21 protein-coding genes are annotated in these 21,609 nt (G+C 64.1%); 12 read left to right on the top strand and 9 right to left on the bottom strand.

Annotation, left to right across the window (positions count from 1 at the left end; translation table 11 throughout):
- Positions 1 to 3 precede the first annotated feature (3 nt).
- Positions 4 to 537, bottom strand: a complete 534-nt coding sequence (locus tag Q0L48_RS15415; protein ID WP_296722429.1) for a UPF0262 family protein — start codon at positions 535 to 537, stop codon at positions 4 to 6.
- A gap of 136 nt (positions 538 to 673) precedes the next feature.
- Here Q0L48_RS15415 and Q0L48_RS15410 point away from each other — a divergent pair, with 136 nt between their 5' ends.
- Positions 674 to 2,194 (top strand): replicative DNA helicase, encoded by a 1,521-nt coding sequence (locus Q0L48_RS15410; RefSeq protein ID WP_296722427.1) that lies wholly within the window; start codon positions 674 to 676, stop codon positions 2,192 to 2,194.
- A gap of 32 nt (positions 2,195 to 2,226) precedes the next feature.
- Here the strand turns inward: Q0L48_RS15410 and phbB are convergent, their stop codons facing one another.
- Together phbB and Q0L48_RS15400 are read right to left on the bottom strand one after the other, a co-directional pair.
- A complete protein-coding gene (gene phbB / locus Q0L48_RS15405) occupies positions 2,227 to 2,949 on the bottom strand; it encodes an acetoacetyl-CoA reductase (protein ID WP_296722426.1) in 723 nt (240 codons plus the stop codon).
- A gap of 159 nt (positions 2,950 to 3,108) precedes the next feature.
- Positions 3,109 to 3,867: a hypothetical protein gene (locus Q0L48_RS15400; protein WP_296722425.1), complete on the bottom strand. Its 759-nt coding sequence runs from the start codon at positions 3,865 to 3,867 to the stop codon at positions 3,109 to 3,111.
- 433 nt (positions 3,868 to 4,300) lie between these two features.
- Here Q0L48_RS15400 and Q0L48_RS15395 point away from each other — a divergent pair, with 433 nt between their 5' ends.
- The 5 genes from Q0L48_RS15395 to Q0L48_RS15375 all read left to right on the top strand — a co-directional run bounded on the left by Q0L48_RS15395 (position 4,301) and on the right by Q0L48_RS15375 (position 10,366).
- A complete protein-coding gene (locus Q0L48_RS15395; protein WP_296722500.1) occupies positions 4,301 to 4,720 on the top strand; it encodes a DUF3576 domain-containing protein in 420 nt (139 codons plus the stop codon).
- Positions 4,721 to 4,761: 41 nt separating this feature from the next.
- A complete protein-coding gene (gene leuS, locus Q0L48_RS15390; protein ID WP_296722423.1) occupies positions 4,762 to 7,281 on the top strand; it encodes a leucine--tRNA ligase in 2,520 nt (839 codons plus the stop codon).
- Positions 7,281 to 7,781: an LPS assembly lipoprotein LptE gene (gene lptE, locus Q0L48_RS15385; RefSeq protein WP_296722421.1), complete on the top strand. Its 501-nt coding sequence runs from the start codon at positions 7,281 to 7,283 to the stop codon at positions 7,779 to 7,781. Before leuS ends, lptE begins: the two co-directional genes overlap by 1 nt.
- Complete coding sequence (locus tag Q0L48_RS15380; protein WP_296722419.1) at positions 7,778 to 8,842, top strand: DNA polymerase III subunit delta; 1,065 nt, start codon at positions 7,778 to 7,780, stop codon at positions 8,840 to 8,842. Before lptE ends, Q0L48_RS15380 begins: the two co-directional genes overlap by 4 nt.
- 120 nt (positions 8,843 to 8,962) lie before the next feature.
- Positions 8,963 to 10,366, top strand: a complete 1,404-nt coding sequence (locus Q0L48_RS15375) for a sugar transferase (protein ID WP_296722417.1) — start codon at positions 8,963 to 8,965, stop codon at positions 10,364 to 10,366.
- Between the two features lie 18 nt (positions 10,367 to 10,384).
- On the opposite strand, the gene Q0L48_RS15370 is transcribed toward Q0L48_RS15375, so the two are convergent.
- The 3 genes from Q0L48_RS15370 to Q0L48_RS15360 are packed head-to-tail and all read right to left on the bottom strand — an operon-like array spanning position 10,385 to position 12,265.
- The gene (locus Q0L48_RS15370; protein WP_296722415.1) at positions 10,385 to 10,963 is read right to left on the bottom strand and encodes an LptA/OstA family protein; all 579 of its coding nucleotides are present in this window, start codon (positions 10,961 to 10,963) and stop codon (positions 10,385 to 10,387) included.
- Positions 10,963 to 11,631, bottom strand: a complete 669-nt coding sequence (lptC, locus tag Q0L48_RS15365) for an LPS export ABC transporter periplasmic protein LptC (protein ID WP_296722413.1) — start codon at positions 11,629 to 11,631, stop codon at positions 10,963 to 10,965. The genes Q0L48_RS15370 and lptC overlap by 1 nt, the downstream gene beginning before the upstream one ends.
- A 13-nt stretch (positions 11,632 to 11,644) precedes the next feature.
- On the bottom strand, positions 11,645 to 12,265 hold the full coding sequence (locus Q0L48_RS15360) for a ribonuclease D (RefSeq protein WP_296722411.1): 621 nt from the start codon (positions 12,263 to 12,265) through the stop codon (positions 11,645 to 11,647).
- Between the two features lie 81 nt (positions 12,266 to 12,346).
- Here Q0L48_RS15360 and ung point away from each other — a divergent pair, with 81 nt between their 5' ends.
- Both ung and Q0L48_RS15350 read left to right on the top strand, forming a co-directional pair.
- Entirely contained in the window at positions 12,347 to 13,033 is a 687-nt protein-coding gene (gene ung / locus Q0L48_RS15355; RefSeq protein ID WP_296722409.1) for a uracil-DNA glycosylase, read from the top strand.
- A 108-nt stretch (positions 13,034 to 13,141) separates the two neighbouring features.
- Positions 13,142 to 14,221 carry a CNNM domain-containing protein gene (locus tag Q0L48_RS15350; protein ID WP_296722407.1) on the top strand — a complete coding sequence of 360 codons (1,080 nt, stop codon included), beginning with the start codon at positions 13,142 to 13,144 and terminating at the stop codon, positions 14,219 to 14,221.
- Here Q0L48_RS15350 and Q0L48_RS15345 read toward each other — a convergent pair.
- Positions 14,199 to 15,407 (bottom strand): phosphatidylserine/phosphatidylglycerophosphate/cardiolipin synthase family protein, encoded by a 1,209-nt coding sequence (locus tag Q0L48_RS15345; protein WP_296722405.1) that lies wholly within the window; start codon positions 15,405 to 15,407, stop codon positions 14,199 to 14,201. The genes Q0L48_RS15350 and Q0L48_RS15345 overlap by 23 nt on opposite strands.
- Positions 15,408 to 15,515: 108 nt before the next feature.
- Between Q0L48_RS15345 and rpoZ the strand changes: the two genes are divergently transcribed.
- The 3 genes from rpoZ to Q0L48_RS15330 all read left to right on the top strand — a co-directional run bounded on the left by rpoZ (position 15,516) and on the right by Q0L48_RS15330 (position 17,902).
- Positions 15,516 to 15,860 (top strand): DNA-directed RNA polymerase subunit omega, encoded by a 345-nt coding sequence (gene rpoZ / locus Q0L48_RS15340; RefSeq protein ID WP_296722403.1) that lies wholly within the window; start codon positions 15,516 to 15,518, stop codon positions 15,858 to 15,860.
- 176 nt (positions 15,861 to 16,036) lie between these two features.
- Positions 16,037 to 16,768: a ParA family protein gene (locus tag Q0L48_RS15335; protein ID WP_296722401.1), complete on the top strand. Its 732-nt coding sequence runs from the start codon at positions 16,037 to 16,039 to the stop codon at positions 16,766 to 16,768.
- 81 nt (positions 16,769 to 16,849) lie between these two features.
- Positions 16,850 to 17,902: a DUF3667 domain-containing protein gene (locus tag Q0L48_RS15330; protein ID WP_296722399.1), complete on the top strand. Its 1,053-nt coding sequence runs from the start codon at positions 16,850 to 16,852 to the stop codon at positions 17,900 to 17,902.
- Between the two features lie 92 nt (positions 17,903 to 17,994).
- Here the strand turns inward: Q0L48_RS15330 and ftsH are convergent, their stop codons facing one another.
- Together ftsH and Q0L48_RS15320 are read right to left on the bottom strand one after the other, a co-directional pair.
- Complete coding sequence (gene ftsH, locus Q0L48_RS15325; protein ID WP_296722397.1) at positions 17,995 to 19,962, bottom strand: ATP-dependent zinc metalloprotease FtsH; 1,968 nt, start codon at positions 19,960 to 19,962, stop codon at positions 17,995 to 17,997.
- Positions 19,963 to 20,067: 105 nt separating this feature from the next.
- Complete coding sequence (locus tag Q0L48_RS15320; protein ID WP_296722396.1) at positions 20,068 to 20,742, bottom strand: TetR/AcrR family transcriptional regulator; 675 nt, start codon at positions 20,740 to 20,742, stop codon at positions 20,068 to 20,070.
- A gap of 94 nt (positions 20,743 to 20,836) precedes the next feature.
- On the opposite strand from Q0L48_RS15320, the gene Q0L48_RS15315 reads away from it, so the two are divergent.
- Positions 20,837 to 21,609, top strand: a 773-nt coding sequence (locus tag Q0L48_RS15315) for an ABC transporter permease (protein ID WP_296722394.1), incomplete at its 3' end; no start/stop codon positions are given.

The following is a 21,609-nucleotide window of genomic DNA, read 5'->3' as shown; positions in this document are numbered from 1 at the left end:
CGTTCAGCCCTTGATGTGCAGCACGCAGATCAGCGTGAACAATCGCCGAGCGGTGGCGAAATCGGTGTCAACCTTGCCCTCCAGCCGTTCGAGCAGCAGTTCGGCGGCGTTGTTGTGAATGCCGCGGCGGGCCATGTCGATGGTTTCGATCTCCGACGGGGTGGCCTTGCGAATCGCCTGGTAATAGCTGTCGCAGATCGCGAAATATTCGCGGATCGGGCGGCGGAACCGCGCCATGCCGATCAGCAGCGTTTCCAGCAATTGCCCGCCGTCGTCGCTGACATCCATCGACAGCCGTCCGTCATTGACAGACAGGTGCAGGTGATACGGCCCCGAAGCCCCACGTTCGGCGGCGCGCAGCGGCTTGAAGGTGTTTTCCTCGATCAGATCATAGATCGCGACCCGGCGTTCCTGTTCGACATCGGCGTTGCGCCACAGAATCGTCGCCTCGTCGAGCGTGACCTTCGCAATGCGATAGGCGCCCGAACCTCCGGCGGCGGGTGAAATGGGCAGGGAATCGGGCGGCAGATCGGCCATATCCCCTGCCTTCGCAGATGGAGGGGCCGCACTTCAAGCACTTCGACGAAATCTCCACGCTATCCACAGCAAACGAAAAAAATATTGGCGGCTTTCGCCCTTGCCTGATGCCCCTCGCAAGGCGCATCAGGCGCGCATGGCCGAACCCGAAAAAGTCACTCCGATCAACGCTGCACCCCCCGCCCCGGACGCCGCGCCGCGCAAGCTGCCGTCCAATCTGGAGGCCGAGGCCGCGTTTCTGGGCGCGGTGCTGATCGATAACCGGGTGATCGAGGAACTGCAGGTTCCGGTTCGGGCAGAACATTTCTTCGAACCGCTCCATGCGCGAATCTACGAACGCGTGCTGGTGCTGATCGAGCGCAACGCCACCGCCTCGCCCGTCACGCTGCGCCCCTATTTCGAGGCGGACGAGGCGCTGAAGGAACTGGGCGGCACCAGCTATCTGGCGCAGCTTACCGCCAGCGGGGCCGGCCTCCTCGCCCCGCGCGAACTGGCACAGCAGATCTATGATCTGGCGCTGCTGCGCGAGCTGGTCAGCGTCGGTCGCGGGCTGGTCGAAGGGGCGCTGGATACTTCCGAAGACACCTCGCCGATGGACCGCATCGCGCAGGCCGAGGCCGATCTTTTCCGCGTGGCCGAAGGCGCGGCGACCGGGCGCGAGGCCGCGACCTTCCGCGATGCCGCGCTGGTCGCGATCAAGATGGCCGAAGCGGCGATGAATTCAGGCGGCGGATTGTCGGGCAAGACCACCGGGCTGGCCACCATCGACCAGAAAACGTCGGGCCTGCACAATTCCGACCTTATCATCCTTGCCGGGCGGCCGGGCATGGGCAAGACCTCGCTGGCGACCAACATCGCCTTCAACTGCGCGGAACAGCATCTCGAATGGCAGCGCGACGGGGGCGAATTCAACTATGGCGCGCCGGTCGCGTTCTTCAGCCTGGAAATGAGCGCCGATCAGCTCGCCACACGTATTCTGGCCGAACAGGCCGAGATTTCGTCCGAGGCGCTGCGTAGCGGTAAACTCAGCCGCGAGGATTTCCAGAAGCTGAGCTTCGCCAGCCAGCGTCTCGCCGAACTACCGCTGTACATCGACGATACGCCCGCGCTCACCATCGCCGGCCTGCGCACCCGCGCGCGGCGGATGAAGCGGCGGCACGATATCGGTCTGATCGTGGTCGATTACCTGCAATTGCTGCAGGGTTCGGGCCGGGCCAACGACAACCGCGTCAACGAGATTTCCGAGATCAGCCGGGGGCTCAAGACGCTGGCCAAGGAATTGTCGGTCCCGGTGATTGCGCTATCGCAGCTGTCTCGTGCGGTCGAACAGCGCGAGGACAAGCGCCCGCAGTTGTCCGACCTGCGCGAATCCGGCTCGATCGAGCAGGACGCGGACATGGTGTGGTTCATCTTCCGCTCGGATTATTACCAGATGCTGGTCAAGCCCGACATGCCCGATGCCAACTCCACCCCGGACGTGCAGGAGAAATACCGCGCGTGGGAGGAGAAGTTCGAACAGATGGTGGGCAAGGCGACCCTGATCGTCGCCAAGCAGCGCCACGGTTCGACCGGCAATGTGCCGCTCCACTTCCAGAGCGACATCACCAAGTTCACTTCCCCCAGCTTCAAGGACTATTCGGACTACGGCTACGAATAGTGGTGCCGGGGCGACGCGCGCTTGGCGCGGCCTCAATACATATGCTGGCCGCCGTTGATGCTCATCGTCGAACCGGTCACAAAGCCGCCGTTCTCACTGGTGAGGAAGGCGACGCCGCGGGCGATTTCCTCGGCCATGCCCAATCGTCCGACCGGAATTTTGGCGACGATCTTTTCCAGCACCGCAGGCGGCACGGCGGCGACCATATCGGTGTCGATATAACCCGGCGCGATCGCGTTCACCGTCACCCCGAACTTCGCGCCCTCCTGCGCCAGCGCCTTGGTAAAACCGTGGATGCCCGACTTGGCGGCAGCATAATTGACCTGGCCGTATTGGCCCGCCTGCCCGTTGATCGAGCCGATATTGACGATCCGGCCCCAGCCGCGCTCCCGCATGCCGGGAAAGGTCGCCTTGGCCATATTGAAACACCCGCCAAGGTTGACGCGCATGACATCGTTCCAGTCGTCGAAGCTCATCTTGTGCATGGTGCCGTCGCGGGTGATCCCGGCGTTATTGACGACAATATCGACGGGGCCGAATTCAGCCTCCACCGCAGCGCACCCGGCGATGCAGGCTTCGTGATCGCCCACGTCCCATTTGCGCGCCGGGATACCGGTCGCTTCGGTGAAAGCGCGGGCCTTGTCGTCGTTACCGGCGTAATTGGCGATGACCGTGTGGCCCTGACGCTGGAGCCGCTTGCAGATTGCTTCGCCGATTCCGCGCGTTCCTCCGGTTACGATGGCTACCCGGCCCATGACAATTCCCCCCTCGATACGATGACTTATGATCGCACCCTAGCCTTGACGTAACGTCAGGGAAAGCGGGGAATAGCTATGCGGTGAGCGTCGAAGTTGGCGGAAGGTAGAGGCGCGGCTGGCAGGAGCCCGAACCGGACCCGGCGCCGCACCGACGCGTCAGAACTTGATCTGCGTGCCGACGTAGACCGCCTGGCTATCCTGCACCGAATTGGTCAGCGGATCGAGCCGTTCGCGTTCCTGCGAATAGCGCACGCCCGCAGTCACATTGAGGTTGGGCGAAAGGCGGAAGCTGCCGCCAACCCCCACCGTCTGAGCGCCGATCGCATCGAGCGTGTTGGGCGAACGGCCGGCAATCTCGCGATCTTCCAGTTCGATCCTGGGCTGCAGGCGCGAAGGCTTGTCGTCAGCTTTGGGACGCGAGGGTTCGAACTGCGCCAGATCGGGCAGTGCCATGCGGCGCACTTGCGAAGGCAGCTCGATCGGGCGGGCAAAGCTCTTGTAACCGCGCGCCGTGCCCAGTTGGAACCGGCTTGCCTCAAGGCCCGTCAGCCCGGTGCCGCGACCCGGCACTGCATCGATCATCTTGCGAACGGAAATGGCGCGGGCATTATCGCTATCGACCCGCACTGCCACTGTCACCGTACGCTCACCCGCCTCGGGTCTCGCCCCGGCGGGGGTGAAGCGGATACCATGCATACGCGCCTTGTCGGCCACGCGGGCGGCCAATGCAGGATCGACGGAAGCGGGCGTGAATACGTTGAGGCCCATCGCCTCGAACGATGTCGGCGCGGACGGCATGTCCTGGCCAACCAGCGCCAGACCCGCGCTCGGCAAAGCCAGCGCCAGCACGCCGGCCACAATCAGCATCGGCAGCTTGCGCTGCGCCTTCGCTGCTGTGTGTCGACCGTGTGACATTGCGCTGTTCGCTTCCCCGTTTGATATGAATCGGTTTTTTACCGTTCACATATGAACTTGACCTTGACCGAGTCGCCACGGAAAGCCCTTAAACTGTGATAGGCGCGCAAGGCTTTGTTGCAATGGCTTTGCCGCAGGGGCCGCGGGATTCCTTTGCAATCTGTGGCTTCAGGCACACAGAATCCCGCGCCAGGCGCCGCGTGCCCTCGGTTCAGCGGGGATACGCGTGCCCTCGGTTCAGCGGGGATAAAGGCCTGCGGGCGTCTGCTGGCGAAAGCGACCGGAATGCCCGCGCCGCGCCGCTTACCTGCGCATCGAAGCTTGCCGCGCAGGGCATGAGGGCTATAGAGCGTGGGCGATACAGATGATGAGGAAACCACCGGCAGTGACACGCGCCAACTTCGCCACCTTCCGTGCGCCCTTCGCAAGGGTCATGACCGCTGCGCTGATGGGCGGCACGATGACATTGCTCGCCGCGTGCGGGGGCAATGAGCGTCCGCGTACCGAATTGCAGGCCGCGCAGCTCAACACCATCGGCGTCAACGCCTACCTGTGGCGCGCCGCGCTCGACACGGTGAGTTTCGCGCCGCTGCTTCAGGCAGACAGCAATGGCGGCGTGATCGTGACCGATTGGTACGCGAACCCCGCCAATCCGGGCGAGCGGGTAAAGCTGACGGTGACGATCCTCGATCAGGATTTGCGCGCCGATGCGCTGCGCGTTTCGGCGAGCCGCCAGGTCAGCGAGACCGGCAGCTGGGTCGAAGCCCCGGTGCAGGCCGCGACCGTGCAGAAGCTGGAAGACATCATCCTGACCAAGGCCCGCGATCTGCGGCGTCAGGCGCTGGCGTCCTAACCGTCTATTCGGGCACTGGCCCAACCGACTGAAAGCCGTTCATGACCGATACGCGTTTCGACCCTGCCGTCGCCGATGAACGCTGGCAGCGTGCCTGGGCCGAGGCGGGCACCTTCACCGCCGATTCGGACAGCGAAAAGCCCAAAAGCTACATCCTCGAGATGTTCCCGTATCCTTCGGGGCGCATCCACATGGGCCACGTGCGCAATTACACGATGGGCGACGTGCTGGCGCGCTATCAGCGGATGCAGGGCTTTGAAGTGCTGCATCCGATGGGGTGGGATGCCTTCGGAATGCCGGCTGAAAACGCGGCGATGGAAAAGGGCGTGCACCCCGGCGGATGGACGCGCCAGAACATCGCGCAGATGAAGGCGCAGTTGCAGCGCATCGGCTTCGCGCTCGACTGGACGCGCGAATTCGCCACCTGCGATCCCGAATATTACGGGCACGAACAGGCGCTGTTCCTCGACATGTTCGCCGCAGGGCTGGTCTACCGCAAGGAATCGACGGTCAACTGGGATCCGGTCGACATGACCGTGCTGGCGAACGAGCAGGTGATCGACGGCAAGGGCTGGCGTTCCGGCGCGGAGGTCGAGAAGCGCAAGCTGAACCAGTGGTTCCTGAAGATCACCGACTTTGCAGACGATCTGCTGGACGGCCTCGGGAAACTGGAAGACTGGCCCGAAAAGGTTCGCTTGATGCAGGAGAACTGGATCGGCAAGTCGCAGGGGCTGGAGTTCAGTTTCGACCTCTCCGACGGCGGTAAACTGCCGGTTTACACCACGCGGCCCGACACGATCTTCGGCGCGAGTTTCTGTGCTATCGCCGCCGATCACCCGATTGCGCAGAGCCTCGCGGGCGACCCGGACGTCGCGGCCTTCATCGAAGCGTGCAAGCGCGGCGGGACCAAGGCGGCTGAGGTCGAGACGGCGGAAAAGCTGGGCTACCAGACCTCGATCACGGCAAAGCATCCGTTCTCCGGAGCGGACCTCCCGGTCTTCATCGCCAACTTCGTGCTGATGGAATACGGCACCGGCGCGGTGATGGGCGTGCCGGGGCATGACCAGCGCGATTTCGAATTCGCGACCAAATACGGACTGCCGATCACCCGCGTGGTCGCCAGCGATCCGGCCCGCGCCGACGAACCCTTCAAGGGCGAGGCCGAAGCGGGCGACGGGGTGATCGTCAGCTCCGGTTTCCTCGACGGCATGAGCGTCGAGGATGCCAAGCAGGCGGTCATTACCCGCGCCGAGGCTGGCGGCTGGGGCGAGGGTCGCACCGTATGGCGGCTGCGCGATTGGGGCGTGTCTCGCCAACGCTATTGGGGCACGCCGATCCCCTTCATCCACTGCGATGCCTGCGGCGTGGTGCCGGTGCCCAAGGACCAGCTGCCCGTTACCCTGCCCGAAGACGTCGGCTTCGACATCCCCGGCAATCCGCTCGAACGCCACCCCACATGGAAGCACGTCGATTGTCCGCAATGCGGCAAGCCCGCGCGGCGCGAGACCGATACGCTCGACACCTTCACCAATTCCTCGTGGTACTTCCTGCGCTTCGCCAGCCAGCCGGAAGATCGTCCGTTCGACCCGGAGGAAGTCGCCAAGTGGATGCCGGTGCAGCACTATATCGGCGGCATCGAGCACGCGATCTTGCACCTGCTCTACGCGCGGTTCTGGACGCGGGCCTTGGCGCACATGGGCCAGATCGAAGTGGCAGAGCCGTTCGCGGCGCTGTTCACGCAGGGGATGGTGACGCACGAGACTTATAGCCGCACCGATCCTGCACGCGGCGCGCCGGTGTTCTTTGCGCCGGAGGAAGTGGATCGCACCTCGGACAGGGCGACGCTGCTCGCCGATGCCGCCCCGGTCGACGTCGGCCGCGTCATCAAGATGTCTAAGTCGAAGAAGAACGTCGTTGATCCCGATGCGATCATCGCCCGCCACGGCGCGGATGCGGTGCGCTGGTTCATGCTGTCGGACAGCCCGCCGGAACGCGATCTGCCGTGGTCGGACGCCGGGATCGAAGGCTGTGCGCGCTTCGTCCAGCGGTTGTGGCGGCTGTTCAGCGCCTATGATCCGGCGGCGACGGGTGAGGACAAGAGCCTAGAGCGCAAGACCCACCAGACCATCGCTGCGGTGGCTGCCGATATCGAGGCGCTGGGTTTCAACAAGGCCGTGGCGCGCATCTACGAACTGACCGGCGCGACCGAGAAAGCCGCGCCGTCTGCCAGCCGCAGCGCCGCGATCCGCGCGCTCGTCCACCTCGCCGCACCGATGATGCCACACTTGGCCGAAGAAGTTTGGGCCGGTATGGGAGAGGGCCTGATCGCAGATGCGCCGTGGCCCACCGTCGATCCCGCGCTACTGGTCGATGACGAAGTCACCATCGCGATCCAGCACATGGGCAAGCTGCGCGACACCGTCACCGCGCCAAAGGGCGCATCGAAAGACGCATTGGAAGCGCTGGCGCTGGCTTCGGCCAATCTGCAACGCTCGGTCGATGGCGCGGCGATCCGCAAGGTTATTGTCGTGCCCGACCGTTTGGTGAATATCGTCACCTGATGCGCGCCATTCTCGCCCTCCTCGCCTGTCTCGCGCTGCCCGCCTGCGGGTTGTCGCCGATGTATGCGGGCGGCGGCGATGCGGCGGTGGCGCAGGGGCTGGCGGCGGTCGATGTGCCCGCGATCCCCGGACGCGGCGGCTGGCTGGTGCGCAACGCCCTGCAGGACCGGTTCGGTATCGCCGGAGACGCGCCCACGGCCTACCGGCTCGATGTGCGGCTCGACGATACGCTCGAAGCGCTGGGCGTGCTCAACGACGATACCATCAGCCGGGAACGCCGCATTCTTCGCGCACGCTACCAGCTGGTCGATGCTGCGACCGGCGCGATCCTGCTCGATGCCACCGCCGGTTCGGATGCCGGCATCGACGTGGTCAGCAGCGAATACGCCACCATCGCTGCCGAGCAAAAGGCGCTGGAAAACCTCGCGCGCGCCGTGGCCGAACAGATGGCGACGCAGGTTTCGCTCACATTGCGGGCGCGCGCCGCTCCCGCACAATGAAGGCCAAGAACAGCGACTTCGTCCGCGGGCTGCCCGCGGGGATCGAACGGCTGACAATGTTCTTCTTCTGCGGCCCCGACGAAGCAGGCGCAAGCGCTGCTGCCGACCGGCTGGCCGCCGCCCTGCCCGACGCGGGCGACCGGGTCGAACTGTCCGGCGCCGAACTGAAACGCGACCCCGCGCTGCTCGGCGACGAGGCGCGCTCGACCTCGCTGTTCGGCGGCAAGCGGCATATCTATGTGCGCGCCAGCGGCGACGAGGCGCATGATGCCTTGCAGGTTCTGATCGAGACGAGCGAGGCCGGAGCGGGCACCGCCGCGCCGGTGATCGTCGTCGCCACCTCCGCCACCGACAAGTCGCGCACCGCCAAGCTGCTGGAGAAGCGCAAGGATGCGCTGGTGGCGATGTTCTACCAACCCGATCTCGGCACCGTCGCCAGCGCCGTGCGCGCAATGGCGGATGCGGCGGGGCTGCGGCTCGGCGGCGATCTGGCCGAACGCATCGCGCGCGGTGCCGGGCTGGACGTGCGGCTGGCGCAGTCCGAAGTCACCAAGCTCGCGCTCTATTGCGATGCAGACCCGCAATCGCCCAAATCGGCCACCATCGAAGATCACGCCGCGATCGGCGCCGCGACGGAAGAGGACGGGTTCGCCCCGTTGGTCAACGCAGTGCTCGGCGGGGAACTGGGCCGGGTGAGCGGCGAGATCAGGCGGATGCGCGAACTCGGGCTCAATCCGGTGGGTCTGGCGCTGGCCCTGGAACGGCGGGCGTCGCAACTGGCGCAGATCGTCGCCTATCTCGGCCCGCGCGGCTCGTTCGACCGGCTGGACAAGGGCGAGCAGGCGCGGCTCGGCATTTTCTTCAAGGAAGCGCGCGAGATCCGGCAGCAGTTCGACCGCTGGCGCCAGCCCGCCCAGCGCGGAACGCAGGAGACACGGCTGGACCGGCTGATCCCGCGGCTCACCGAACTGCACCGCACATTGCTCGCCAACAGCCAGGCCGCCGAGCTGCTTTTGGCGCAGGAACTTGCGGAAATGGCGCGCTTCGCCGCCAAGCGATAGCAAAACGTGACAGGCTGCATTTCGCAGTCGCACAATTGCCCCTTCCCCCTGTAAGGGTACTTACCTATGGAGTTGCTCAGAGGTATCTCTTGAGGGTCGCGCCTTTGGGGGAAGGTTTGAATGAATCGGGTAACGCCGAAACTTCTTGAATCCGTCCGGCACGTCGCTGTCGAGAGCAAGATTGCGCCCTCGCTGGAGCGGCGACGGCTGCGCACCTATGTGCTGATCCTGCTGGCCGATGGCGCTCTGTTCAGTCTCGCCTTTGCGCTCGGTAGTCTGATCTGGGAAGGGCGGTGGGCCGAACCGCGCTCCATGCTGGCGGCGCAGGCGATGCTGCCCGCATTCTATACCATCGCGCTGTATAATGGATCTTACGGGCTGAAGGCCTTGTCGGACTGGATGTTCGCCGCCCGGCAAGCCTTGGTTGCGCTGGTTATTTCGGCTGGCCTGATCAACTTTCTCGCCTTCTACACCAAGTCGAACCAGGATTTCTCGCGCGCGGCGGTAACGCTGGGACTCATGTTCTCTGCCATTCTGCTGGTGGTGCTGCGGCGGGTCATTACCGGCTTCATCGATTGGCGCTGGAAGGGACGGATCGCGAACCGTCTGGTGATCGACGATGGTGGATCGGGCTTTCCCTACCCCGATGCTATCGCTGTTTCGGCGAAGGATTTCGGCCTCGACCCCGGCAGCCACGATCCCTTCATGCTCGACCGGCTGGGCAAGCTGCTGCGCAATCAGGATCACGTCGTCGTCAGCTGTCCGCGCGAACGGCGCGAGGAATGGGCCTTCCTGCTCAAATCGGCCGGGATCTATGGCGAGATCGTGAGCGAACCGGCGCACAGCCTCGGCGCTATCGGGGTGCACCGCTATGACGCGCTGGATCGCACCACGCTGGTGGTTTCGACCGGACCGTTGCGGCTGCGGTCGCGCATCATCAAGCGCCTGTTCGACATCGCCGCCGCCTCGGCCGGGCTGCTGGTGCTGTCGCCATTGCTGATCGCGGTGGCTATTGCGATCAAGCTGGAAGATCGCGGCCCTGTGCTGTTCGTGCAGCGCCGTCTGGGACGCGGCAACCAGTTTTTCGACATGTTCAAGTTCCGGTCGATGCGCGAGGAAAAGCTAGACCAGAACGGCGATCGATCAACGGCGCGCGATGATGACCGGATCACCCGCGTCGGCGCATTCATCCGCAAGACCAGCATCGACGAGCTGCCGCAGCTTATCAACGTGCTGACAGGTGACATGTCGATCGTCGGCCCTCGCCCGCATGCCATCGGTAGTCAGGCGAACAAGAAGTTCTTCTGGGAGGTCGATCGCAAGTACTGGCAGCGCCATTGCCTCAAGCCGGGATTGACCGGTCTGGCGCAGGTGCGAGGCCATCGCGGCGCTACCGAGGTCGAAAAGGATCTGACCGACCGGTTGCAATCCGATCTCGAGTATATCGCCGAATGGTCGTTGCTGCGCGATATCCAGATCGTGCTCAAGACCGTTATGGTGCTCAAGCACGACAGGGCCTATTAGATCCTGTCAGGCACGCCCTTAGGGCTGCTGATTTTCCCGCTGCGGCACAGTGAAGGTGCCGGTGACGCGGCCATTCGCCGGAGCGCCGGGTGCGCTGCCTCCCGAGGCGCTGCCGTCCACGCTCGACAGCCCCGTTTGCAGATCGATCACCAGCCGTCCGCCATTCAGCGTATCGCCGCCCCGGCGCAGGCGAACGTCGCCGGCCATGGTGATAATCCGGCGGTTGAAGTCGTAAATCGCATTATTGCCGGTGGCGCGCTCGTCACCGCGATTAATGGTCACGCCGCCGGTAGCGGTAATGCGCTGGATTTCGAGCTCTCCGGCATCGGTGAAATTGACCAGCATCCGGTCGGAACGGATGGAAAGACCGGCTTGGGTCACTGTCACTCCGCCGCTGAGGACCACCCTGTTAGCGCGGTCGTCGAGCACGATGCGTTCCGCATCATAGGTGACCGGTGCCCGCGAATTGTGGCCGGCGATGCTCTGTGCCTGCACTGTCATGCCGCCTGCCAGCACGGCGGCGAGGGCAACGCCGCCCAGCCCCCAGACACAGGCAAGACGGGTCAGATGGCGACGACGGGGAACGAACTGGTGCATCACGGCATCCTCAACTGGCCGGGAGTCATGGTCAAGCGGGCGCTGCCCTCGAGCGTGATCGTGCGCGCACCGAGATCGGCGCGCATGGTGTCGGCGGAAAATGTCCCGGCGGGAACCTCGCCCGATACGCCGTCGTCGCCGCGCATCTCCCGCGCCTTGAGATCGACCCCGACCCCGCGTGCGACCATCGAATAGCCGTCGTTTGCGGTGAGTTGCACCGGGCCGTTCACCGCCACGGTTTCCGCGTCGATATCGTAGACCCCGCCCTGGGCGCTCAGCCGGGCCGGGCCTTCGGTCAACATCATCTGCGCGACCAGGTCCTGCATCCGCACCAGCCCTTCGATGCTGGAACGCTGCACCGCCTCGCCCGCCATCAGCGAGAACGGGCGGCCGCTATTGTCGCGCCCGCGGTACATCGCATTGTCGACGCTCAAGCGTTCGTCGATCAGGGCGACCTTGTTGCGATCGAGCAGAAAGCTCACCTCGCCGCGCGGAGACAGAGGAGTGATGATCATCAGCGCAGCAACCAGCCCGACACCCATCGGCAGAGCGCGGGCGAGAAATCCAACGAGCCTGTCGTGCGATCCGCCGGGCGCAGCAAAGTGCTGGCGGCGGCTGCGCAGGTCTCGGGCCTCGCTGGTTTCGATCCGGGTGTGGCTGATCACCATTGCGCGCGCACCGTCAGGCGTGGGCGAAGATATCGGCTTCGGGCCAGCCGGCCAGATCCAGCAGCGCGCGCGCAGGCAGGAAATCGAAGCACGCCTGCGCCAGATGCATCCGCCCTTCGCGCTCGAGCCGCAGCGTTAGTTCGTCCCGCAGCCGGTGGAGATAGCGCACGTCGCTGGCGGCGTATTCACGCTGCGCCTCGGACAATACCGGGCCGCCCCAGTCGCTCGACTGCTGCTGCTTCGACAGGCTTTCGCCGAGCAGTTCCTCGACCAGATTTTTCAGCCCGTGGCGATCGGTGTAGGTGCGGATCAGGCGGCTGGCGATCTTGGTGCAGAACACCGGCCCTGCCGTCACACCGAGATAGTGGTGCAGCGCGGCCAGATCGAAGCGAGCGAAGTGATACAGCTTCACCCGCGCAGGATCGCCCAGCACCGCCTTCAGATTGGGTGCATCATAGCTGCTGCCGGGGCCGAAGCGCACCAGATGTTCATCGCCCGACCCATCGGACAATTGCACCACACACAGCCGGTCACGCGGGGTGATGAGGCCCATAGTCTCGGTATCGACCGCGATTGCGCTGCTGCCGGACAATACGCCAGCGGGCAGGTCTTCCTCGTGAAAATGTACAGCCATGGCCCACGCCCTACGCCGATTGGGGAAAGAGGGAAAGAGCAGAGTAGCGCCCATGCCGCCGGGACGTGTAGCGGTGACGCCATGACGGCCGAGACCATCCCCGAAAGCTGGCGCGCGGCGCTCGATCCGGTGCTCGCCGCGCCCGAAGCGCGCAAACTGGGCGGCTGGCTGACTGCGCAGGAAGCGGCCGGCAAGACGATCTATCCGCCCCGCGGGCAACGCCTCGCTGCGCTGGCGCTGACCCCGCTGGATGCGGTGCGCTGCGTGATCCTGGGGCAGGACCCCTATCACGGGCCGGGGCAGGCGCATGGTCTGGCGTTTTCGGTGCAGGAGGGCGTGCGCCCACCGCCTTCGCTGGTGAACATCTACAAGGAGCTGGAAAGCGATCTCGGCTTGCCGCGGGCCGCGACGGGCGATCTTTCCCGATGGGCGAAGCAAGGCGTGCTGCTGCTCAACAACACGCTGACGGTCGAGGCGGGACAGGCGGGCAGCCATGCCGGGCGCGGATGGGACGCGATCACCGATGCTTGCGTGGCCGCCGTCGCGGCGCGTGAGGAGCCGACCGTGTTCATCCTGTGGGGAAGCCATGCGAAGAAAAAGGCCAGCCGCATTCCGGCGCTGGGCCGCAGCACCAGCCATCTGGTGCTCACCTCGCCCCATCCCAGCCCGCTGTCGGCGCATAGTGGCTTCTTCGGCTCGCGCCCCTTCAGCCAGACCAACGCCTTCCTCGAAAGTCAGGGGCGCGGCGCGATCGATTGGCGGGTGTGACGCTCCGCGCGTGAAACACGGCGAGCCGTTTGTGCATCGTGTGGGCACCTGCCTTAACCATGCAAAGGTAGTGACTTGGGCAGGCCGCCTCGCCTAGGATAGGTCGGGATGACCCTACTGATATTCTATGTCGCGCTGGCGCTAGTCGTCTCTTTCCTGTGTTCGCTGCTTGAAGCGTCGCTGCTGACGATCACGCCGTCGAGCATTCGTTCGGCAGAGGATCGCGGCGCGCGCTGGGCCGTCAAGATGCGGCATCTCAAGGACGATGTCGAACGCCCGCTGGCGGCGATCCTGACGCTCAACACCGTTGCGCACACGATGGGGGCGGCGGGCGCGGGCGCGCAATATGCCGCGATCTACGGCGCGGGCGGCGAAGCGATCTTCGCCGGAGCGCTGACGCTGGCCGTGCTGGTGATTACCGAAATCATCCCGAAAACGATCGGCGCGCGCTACGCCGGACGGCTGGCCCCCTTCACCGCATGGCTGCTGCCGATCCTGATCACAGCGCTGGCGCCGCTGGTCTGGGCCTCGCGCCAGATCACCCGCGTGATCACCTTCGGCAAACCCGCCGAATTGCCGCGCCACCGCGAGGAGTTGATGGCAATCGCCAGTCTGGGGCAGGCTTCGGGCCAGCTTCAGCAGGATGAAGTGCGGTTCGTGCGCAACATGCTGCAGCTCCATGCGATCAAGGCAGCCGACATCATGACGCCGCGCACGGTGGTGTTCAGCCTGCCGCTCGACACGCCGCTCGATGAATTCGCTAACCGGATCAAGGGCGTGCCCTATACCCGCGTACCGGTGCTCGATCCGCAGTCCGACAATATTCGCGGCTTTGTCATCAAGCATGAAGTGCTAGGCGCGCTGACAGGAGACGACGGCGGGAGCGATTCCGGGCGCGACATCGCCGGCCTGGTCCGCGCGTTGCCGGGCGTGCTGGACGAAGTGCCGGCGGATCGCCTGTTCCGCAGGATGATTTCCGAACAGCACCAGATCCTTGCGGTGATGGACGAATTCGGCACCTTCCTGGGGCTGGTGACCCTCGAAGATGTGCTGGAGACGATCTTCGGGTTCGAAATCGTCGACGAACTCGACGAAGTTCCCGATTTGCAGGCCTTCGCCCGCGAACTGGCCCGGCGGCGGGCGACGGGCGCCGGGCGGGTTGCGCCTACCGGGCAGAAAGGCGACTGACGCGGTAATCGGCCAGCGCCAGCATATAACTCATTCGCCACCTTAACCGGGTCAGGAACGTCGCCTCGCGCACATACCAGCTCGGGGTGATGGCCTGACTGCCGTTTTCGAGATGGTCGATCAATTCGCGCAGGCGCGCGGCGAGTTCCGCATCCTCGATCCGCACCATCAGTTCCACATTGATGCGGAAGGATCGCTTGTCGAGATTGGCGCTGCCGAAATAGCTCGCATCATCCACCACCAGCAGTTTCATGTGCAGTTTGCAGGGCTCGAATTCGAAGATCTTCGCGCCCGCCGTCAGCAGCTGCTTGTACAGCAGCCGCGCGACATCGATTGCCGCGCCGATATCGGATTTGCCGGCCATGATCATCCGCGCCTGCCCGCGCCGGGCGACCTTGGCGAACTGGCGGCGGAAACTGCGCGGCGGGGAGAAATAGGCCGAGACGGTATCGAGCCGCTTGGCCGGAACCAGATCCTTGCGCAGCTGCCACGCCCAGTGTCCTCTCCGCACGAACGGGCCGCCGACCAGCAGGCGCACTGGCCCGCCGTCCCCGTCGATCCCGCCGTCCCAATTCTTGACGATGTCGCGCAGCTGGCGCAGCTTGCCGGTCTGCCCCTTGTCCTCGCCATCGACCCATTGGCTGACCAGCGCGAACCATTCGACGAACTTGGCCACCACCGGACCTTCGATCACGACCGACAGATCACACCAGCCGTTGTCGGCGGGCGGGGCGAAATAGTGGTCCGAGATGTTGGCGCCGCCGGTCATAACCCTCGTTTCATCGGCAATCACGATCTTCTGGTGGTTGCGGACCAGATAGCGCGTGCTCCAGCGCGAGGAGAACACCGCGAAACTGCCGCCGGCCTCGACCAGCGGATCGAAGAAGTCGCGGCCGGCATCATTGCCGAAATCGTCGACGATCAGACGCACCGGAACCCCGCGCTGCACCGCCGCGATCAAAGCATCGCGCACGCGGTTGCCGACGCTGTCATTATCGAACAGGTAATAGAACAGATCGAGCCGTTTTTCAGCGGTATCGATCAGGTCGATCAAAGCCTCCATGCGGTCTTCGCCGTGCGGCAGGAAATTGAACTCGTGACCCTGCGCTGTGACCCGGAATGGCTCTGCATCGCTGTAGGTCTCGTGAGTGCGGGCCGCAGCCGCGCTGGGGGTCTGATCGTTCATGTCAGCAACATAGAACAAAAACGCGATCGCCGCATTATCTTGACTTGCAGCCTGTGCACCCCTAGCTGAGCACCCTTCCCGATCATTGCGAATCCAAAAGGGCCGCCCATGGCACGCGTTACCGTTGAAGATTGCGTCGACAAGGTTCCCAACCGCTTCGACCTCGTCCTGCTCGCCGCCCAGCGCGCGCGGGAAATTTCCGGTGGCAGCGACCTGACCATCGATCGCGATCGCGACAAGAACCCGGTCGTGGCGCTGCGCGAAATCGCCGAACAGACCGTGCGTCCGCGCGACCTGCACGAATCGGTGGTCGTCAGCCTGCAGAAGATCCTGCCGGATGACGAGGACGAGGCGGATGAAATCGGCTCGCTCAGCCAGTCGGCCGAAGCTCTGCGGATCACCGCATCGGCGCCTGCACGCACCACCTCGCTCGGCAGCGACTACGACGGTTAACCGTTACCGGTTGGCGAGTGCGGTGGTATCCGGCGGAAATATTCGCCTGCTGATGCCCGTTTTTTCGCGCGATCTGACTGCTTCTTGACCGTACTTCGGCTTCGCTTGCCATTGTGATATGGCGCGCTATCGCCTGTTGCTGTAATCAAACAGTAACATAGGGGCGGTCTGGCAGCATGGCATCGATTGCGGTCTACAGCGTTAAAGGCGGCGTCGGGAAAACGACCCTGGCCGTCAATCTTGCCTGGTGCGCGGCCAGCATTTCGCGGCGCAAGACCCTGCTGTGGGATCTCGATGCGGCCAATGGCTCGGGCTTTCTGCTCGGAATCGATCCGAAGAAGAAGCGCAGCGCAGACAGTGTGTTCGCCGACGGTGTCGATCCGCTGAAGCTGATCCAGCCGACCGGCCATGCCAATCTCGACCTGCTGCCCGCCGACGAAAGCATCCGAACGCTCGGTCGTCAGCTCGATCGACTCGGCAAGAAGAAACGCCTTGCCAAGCTGGTCGAGGCGCTGGCCCGCAATTACGACCGGATCATCTTCGATTGCCCACCTGTTCTCAACGAGTTGAGCGGGCAAGTGATGCGTGCCGCCGATCTGGTGATCGTTCCCCTGCCACCCTCGCCGCTCTCCGCCCGCGCCCTGGATGTGGTGGTGGAGGAGGTGCGCGGCAGCGGGAAAGGGCATCCGCCGATCCTGCCGGTGCTCTCGATGATCGACCTGCGCCGCACGCTGCACCGCGAAGCGCGCGAGGCCAATCCCAAATGGCCCGCGATCCCGCTGGCGAGCGCGATCGAACAATGCGCGGTCGAAAGAAAGCCGGTGGGCGCCTTCGCTCCGCGTGCCCCCGCCGCACGCGCCTTTGCCCAGCTGTGGACCGCGATCGAGCGCAAACTCGCCGCCCGCTGAAACCGGCGCTCACAAGCCACTGGCCTCGCTTCCTCTTTGCCGCCATATTCGCGCACCGGATGCGGGATTGAGGGCGTGGGCATGAACGGGTTGAGCGACGGGATCAGCGCAGCGATCGAAGGCGGGCTGTTGGGCCGCGCAGTCGAACCCGCGCATGGCGAGGCGCCGCACGCGCCCCCGTCCCCCTCGCAATGCGCCAATTGCGGGGCCACGGTGACCGGGCATTACTGCGGACAATGCGGGCAGAAGGCCCATGTCCACCGCAGCCTTGCCGCGATCGGCCATGACATCTTGCACGGCGTGCTGCACCTCGACGGCAAGCTGTGGCACACCTTGCCATTGCTCGCGTTCAAGCCCGGCAAGCTGACCCGCCGATATATCGAAGGCGAGCGCGCCAGGTTCGTCAGCCCGATGGCGATGTTCCTGTTCAGCGTGTTCGCGATGTTCGCGGTATTCCAGGCCGTCGGCATTTCCGCTCCCAGCGAGATGCCGGCCGGTTTTCTCGGCACCGGCGAGAGCAGCGCTTTTCAGAGCAACATCCGCGACCAGATCACGACGCTGGAGCGGGAGCGTGACACACTCGCTCAGGCCGATCCCCGCCGGGCAGAGATCGACAGCGAATTGACCGGGCTCAACATGGTGCTCGGCAACAGTCCGGTCGATCTCGCCGGGGCCGGATCGGCGGAATTCAACGTCACCGGGATCGACTGGCTGGATGATGGCATCATCGAGAAGTGGAAGAAGAACCCCACGCTGATGCTCTACAAGATGCAGGCAAACGGATACAAATTCAGCTGGCTGCTGATCCCGCTATCGATCCCGTTCGTGTGGCTGCTGTTCGCGTGGCGGCGCGAATTCAAGGCGTATGACCACGCCGTGTTCGTAACCTATTCGCTCAGCTTCATGTCCTTGCTGTTCATCACCATGTCGCTGCTCAGCACAATTCCCGACGGTGCGGGCTGGGCGTCGCTGCTGTTCGCGATTGCTGCTCCGCTGCATCTCTACAAGCAATTGCGCTATGGCTACGGCCTGACGCGGTTCTCGGCATTCTGGCGGTTCTGCGTGCTGTTCATATGCATCATGATCGTGTCGTTACTGTTCCTGCAGGCGCTGCTGGTGCTGGGCGCGTTCTGAGCCGCAGCGCCCGGTAGCGGGTGCCAAAGCAAAGGGCGCCCGGATTGCTCCGGACGCCCCTTCTGGTGATGTGGTGATGTGGTTTGCGGGGATCAGGCGCCCTGCGGTGCCTCGTCGCTTCCGGTTTCTTTGGACCCGCCGAAACGCTTGCCTGCCTTAGGAATGGCCGAGCCCCGCACTGGTGCCGGCAACGGACCGCGCGGCGCATCCGGACGATCGACCTTGCCGTTTTCGAGCAGTTGGCGGATGTCCTCACCCGTCAGCGTCTCGTATTCCAGCATGGCTTGCGCCAGCAGGTGCAATTGGTCCTCATGCGTTTTGAGGATGTCGGTCGCCCGCTTGTGCGCGCCTTCGACCAGTGCCTTGATCTCGGCATCGATAAGCTTGTTGGTCTCGTCCGAAGCCATGGTGCGCATGGTTTGGCCCATACCGAGATAGCCATCCTGGCTCGATTCGTACTGCAGCGGACCGAGCTTTTCCGACATGCCCCAGCGGGTCACCATGTTGCGCGCCAGATCGGTCGCATACTGGATGTCGGACGACGCGCCCGAACTGACCTTGTTGTGACCGAAGATGATCTCTTCCGCCACGCGCCCGCCCATGCTGACCGACAGGTTCGCGTGCATCTTGTCGCGGTGGTAGGAATAGCTGTCCCGCTCCGGCAGGCGCATCACCATGCCCAGCGCGCGACCGCGGGGAATGATGGTGGCCTTGTGGATCGGATCGGACGCTTCTTCGTGAACCGAGACGATCGCATGGCCGGCCTCGTGATAGGCGGTCATCTTCTTCTCGTCGTCGGTCATCACCATGCTGCGACGCTCCGCGCCCATCATGACCTTGTCCTTGGCGTCCTCGAATTCCTGCATTGCCACCAGCCGCTTGTTACGGCGGGCGGCCAGCAAGGCGGCTTCGTTGACGAGGTTGGCAAGGTCGGCGCCCGAGAAACCGGGGGTGCCGCGGGCGATCACACGCGGGTTCACATCGGGGGCCAGCGGCACCTTCTTCATGTGCACGCCGAGGATCTTCTCGCGCCCGTCGATATCGGGGATCGGCACGACGACCTGACGGTCGAACCGGCCCGGACGCAGCAGCGCCGGATCAAGCACATCGGGACGGTTGGTCGCCGCGATGATGATGATGCCCTCGTTGGCTTCGAACCCGTCCATTTCGACCAGCAGCTGGTTCAGCGTCTGCTCGCGTTCGTCATTGGAATTGCCAAGGCCATTGCCGCGCGAACGGCCCACAGCGTCGATTTCGTCGATGAAGACGATGCACGGCGCGTTCTTCTTGGCCTGTTCGAACATGTCGCGCACACGGCTCGCACCGACGCCGACGAACATCTCGACGAAGTCGGAGCCCGAGATGGTGAAGAACGGTACGCCCGCCTCGCCTGCGATAGCGCGGGCGAGCAGGGTCTTGCCGGTGCCGGGCGAACCGACCAGCAGCGCGCCTTTGGGGATCTGTCCTCCGAGCTTGGAGAAGCGCTGCGGATCGCGCAGGAATTCGACGATTTCCTGCAGTTCCTCGCGCGCTTCGTCGATGCCCGCCACGTCGTTGAACGTGACCTTGCCCGAACGCTCCGTCAGCAGCTTGGCCTTGGACTTGCCGAAGCCCATCGCGCCGCCGCCGCCGCCCTTCTGCATCTGGCGCAGCGCGAAGAAGGCGATGCCGAGGATCAGCAGGAACGGCAGCGAATTGAGCAGGATGAACAGCAGAACGCTTTGCTGTTCGCGCTGCTTGCCGGTGAACTGCACACCGTTCTGTTCCATCAGCTGCGTGATTTCGGTGTCGTTGGGCACCGGAACAGTCGAGAACGGCTCTCCGTTCTTCAGCGTGCCGGTGATGAGCTCTGCGCCCATCTGCACGTCCTGCACCTCGCCTTCGGCCACCGCTTCGCGGAAGTCCGAATACCGGATCGAGGTTCCGGGATTCTGTCCGGCGTTGCTGAACAGCGTGACGACCAGCAATAGGGCAAGGAAGATCCCGCCCCAGATCATCAACTGCCTGACCCATGGATTGGGACCATCGCCCTGCGGCTGCGGATCGTTCTGCTCGCTCATCGGCTGGATTCCTTTCGTACCCCACAATGTAGGACTGCCTGAGTGAATGGCAAGATAATGCCGACCCGTGCGAATGATGCTAATTATCGCACAGGGTGATGCGCATTATCGATGCTGCACCGGTTCATCCCGCACCCCGTATGCTGCGAGAAACACATCGACCGCTCCGGCAATGCGGCGCGTTCTGTCCTGCGTGGTGACGACGCCGCCGAAGCGACGCTCGAGATCTCCCATGCCCTTGCACATCGACACGAATTGTTCGGCGGCAAGTTCGGCATCCGCGATCACCAGATCACCGGCTGCCTCGGCGTGCTGCAGGTAAGCGGCAAAGCCGTTCTTCATCCGCCGCGGCCCGGCATCGAGAAACGCTACGCCGATCGCGGGTTCATGCTCGGTTTCCGCAGCAATGCGGCGTTCGAACTGGATCATTTCGGGGCGGAACAGGAACGCGAAGATCGCCTCTCCGATGGCAGTCAGGCGTTCGCGAATGGTGCCCGCCGGCATCGATTCCAGCGAGAAGTGCCCGCGCATCTTTTCGCATTCGTATTCCACTGCAGCGGCAAACAGCGCACGTTTTTCGCCGAAGTGGTTGTAGATCGTGACCTTGGATACCGCGGCTTCGGCAGCGACCTGCTCGATCGAGGTCGCGGCGTAGCCATGATGCATGAAGAGGTGTGCCGCGGTATCGACAATCGCCTGCCGTTTGGCCGCGTCCAGAGGCCGCCCCGCACGGCGCGGGCCGGATAACACTGATTTGCCCGACGAATCGCGGATTGACAAGGTGAACGACTCCGTTCATTTAAACGTTACCGTACAATAATGGTGCGGTTCCCCCACTCGCGCAACCCAGTCCGCTCGTAAAAGGTCACCCCGCGTGCTTTGGATCGCCATCAGAATGCTCACCGGCGATGCCCAGAAGTTCTACGGGCTGTTGTTCGGCATCGCTTTTTCGACCCTGCTCATCACCCAGCAGCTGACGATTTTCGTCAATCTGGTCGAACGCGGGGCAAGCGGCGTCTACAACGCGCCCGAGGCCGAAATTTGGGTGATGGACCCGGTTAGCCGCACCACCGATGTCAGCTATGCGATGCCGTCGACCGCGCTCGACAAGGTGCGCTCGGTCAAAGGCGTCGAATGGGCCGTTCCTCATCTGCGCGCGCAGGCCAATGTGCGAACCAAGGAGGGGGATCTTGAAGGCGTGGCCGTGATCGGGGTCGATGATGCGACACTGATCGGCATGCCCGCGCGCATGGCCGAGGGCGACAAATCGGTGCTGTTCGCACCCGACAGCGTGGTGATTGACGACACCGGCACCACCCGCTTTTTCCCGCCCGAAGTGAGCCCGATCGGGGAACGGCTGGAACTCAACGATCAACGCGCCGTCATTCGCGGTATTGCGGATTCGATCCCCAGCTTCACCAGCACGGTGGTGCTTTACACCCGCTATTCCAACGCGCTCAACTTCGTGCCCGGCACCCGCAACCGGCTGAGCTTCGTGCTGGTCGGCGTGAGCGAGGGCGAGACGCCCGAAGGTGTTGCCGCCCGGATCGAGGTCGACACCGGACTGAAGGCCGAAACCCGCGCCGAATTCTCGCAGGCGGGGGTCAATTTCATCATCGAAAATACCGGCATCCCGACCAATTTCGG

The sequence above is a fragment of the Erythrobacter sp. genome (assembly GCF_024305245.1).
Taxonomy (GTDB): domain Bacteria; phylum Pseudomonadota; class Alphaproteobacteria; order Sphingomonadales; family Sphingomonadaceae; genus Erythrobacter.
The sequence above is the reverse complement of the archived record's forward strand: the minus strand, read 5'-3'. Positions and strand labels throughout refer to the sequence as shown.

What these genes read in the sequence shown, in the direction of transcription:
- lptC (WP_296722413.1), bottom strand. Translation starts at nt 11,631, where the DNA reads ATGGTGATCAGCCACACCCGGATCGAAACCAGCGAGGCCCGAGACCTG.
- Q0L48_RS15410 (WP_296722427.1), top strand. Translation starts at nt 674, where the DNA reads ATGGCCGAACCCGAAAAAGTCACTCCGATCAACGCTGCACCCCCCGCC.
- ung (WP_296722409.1), top strand. Translation starts at nt 12,347, where the DNA reads ATGACGGCCGAGACCATCCCCGAAAGCTGGCGCGCGGCGCTCGATCCG.
- Q0L48_RS15395 (WP_296722500.1), top strand. Translation starts at nt 4,301, where the DNA reads ATGACCGCTGCGCTGATGGGCGGCACGATGACATTGCTCGCCGCGTGC.
- Q0L48_RS15335 (WP_296722401.1), top strand. Translation starts at nt 16,037, where the DNA reads ATGGCATCGATTGCGGTCTACAGCGTTAAAGGCGGCGTCGGGAAAACG.
- Q0L48_RS15370 (WP_296722415.1), bottom strand. Translation starts at nt 10,963, where the DNA reads ATGCACCAGTTCGTTCCCCGTCGTCGCCATCTGACCCGTCTTGCCTGT.
- phbB (WP_296722426.1), bottom strand. Translation starts at nt 2,949, where the DNA reads ATGGGCCGGGTAGCCATCGTAACCGGAGGAACGCGCGGAATCGGCGAA.
- Q0L48_RS15350 (WP_296722407.1), top strand. Translation starts at nt 13,142, where the DNA reads ATGACCCTACTGATATTCTATGTCGCGCTGGCGCTAGTCGTCTCTTTC.
- Q0L48_RS15360 (WP_296722411.1), bottom strand. Translation starts at nt 12,265, where the DNA reads ATGGCTGTACATTTTCACGAGGAAGACCTGCCCGCTGGCGTATTGTCC.
- rpoZ (WP_296722403.1), top strand. Translation starts at nt 15,516, where the DNA reads ATGGCACGCGTTACCGTTGAAGATTGCGTCGACAAGGTTCCCAACCGC.
- lptE (WP_296722421.1), top strand. Translation starts at nt 7,281, where the DNA reads ATGCGCGCCATTCTCGCCCTCCTCGCCTGTCTCGCGCTGCCCGCCTGC.
- Q0L48_RS15330 (WP_296722399.1), top strand. Translation starts at nt 16,850, where the DNA reads ATGAACGGGTTGAGCGACGGGATCAGCGCAGCGATCGAAGGCGGGCTG.
- Q0L48_RS15400 (WP_296722425.1), bottom strand. Translation starts at nt 3,867, where the DNA reads ATGTCACACGGTCGACACACAGCAGCGAAGGCGCAGCGCAAGCTGCCG.
- Q0L48_RS15375 (WP_296722417.1), top strand. Translation starts at nt 8,963, where the DNA reads ATGAATCGGGTAACGCCGAAACTTCTTGAATCCGTCCGGCACGTCGCT.
- leuS (WP_296722423.1), top strand. Translation starts at nt 4,762, where the DNA reads ATGACCGATACGCGTTTCGACCCTGCCGTCGCCGATGAACGCTGGCAG.
- Q0L48_RS15380 (WP_296722419.1), top strand. Translation starts at nt 7,778, where the DNA reads ATGAAGGCCAAGAACAGCGACTTCGTCCGCGGGCTGCCCGCGGGGATC.
- Q0L48_RS15415 (WP_296722429.1), bottom strand. Translation starts at nt 537, where the DNA reads ATGGCCGATCTGCCGCCCGATTCCCTGCCCATTTCACCCGCCGCCGGA.
- Q0L48_RS15345 (WP_296722405.1), bottom strand. Translation starts at nt 15,407, where the DNA reads ATGAACGATCAGACCCCCAGCGCGGCTGCGGCCCGCACTCACGAGACC.
- ftsH (WP_296722397.1), bottom strand. Translation starts at nt 19,962, where the DNA reads ATGAGCGAGCAGAACGATCCGCAGCCGCAGGGCGATGGTCCCAATCCA.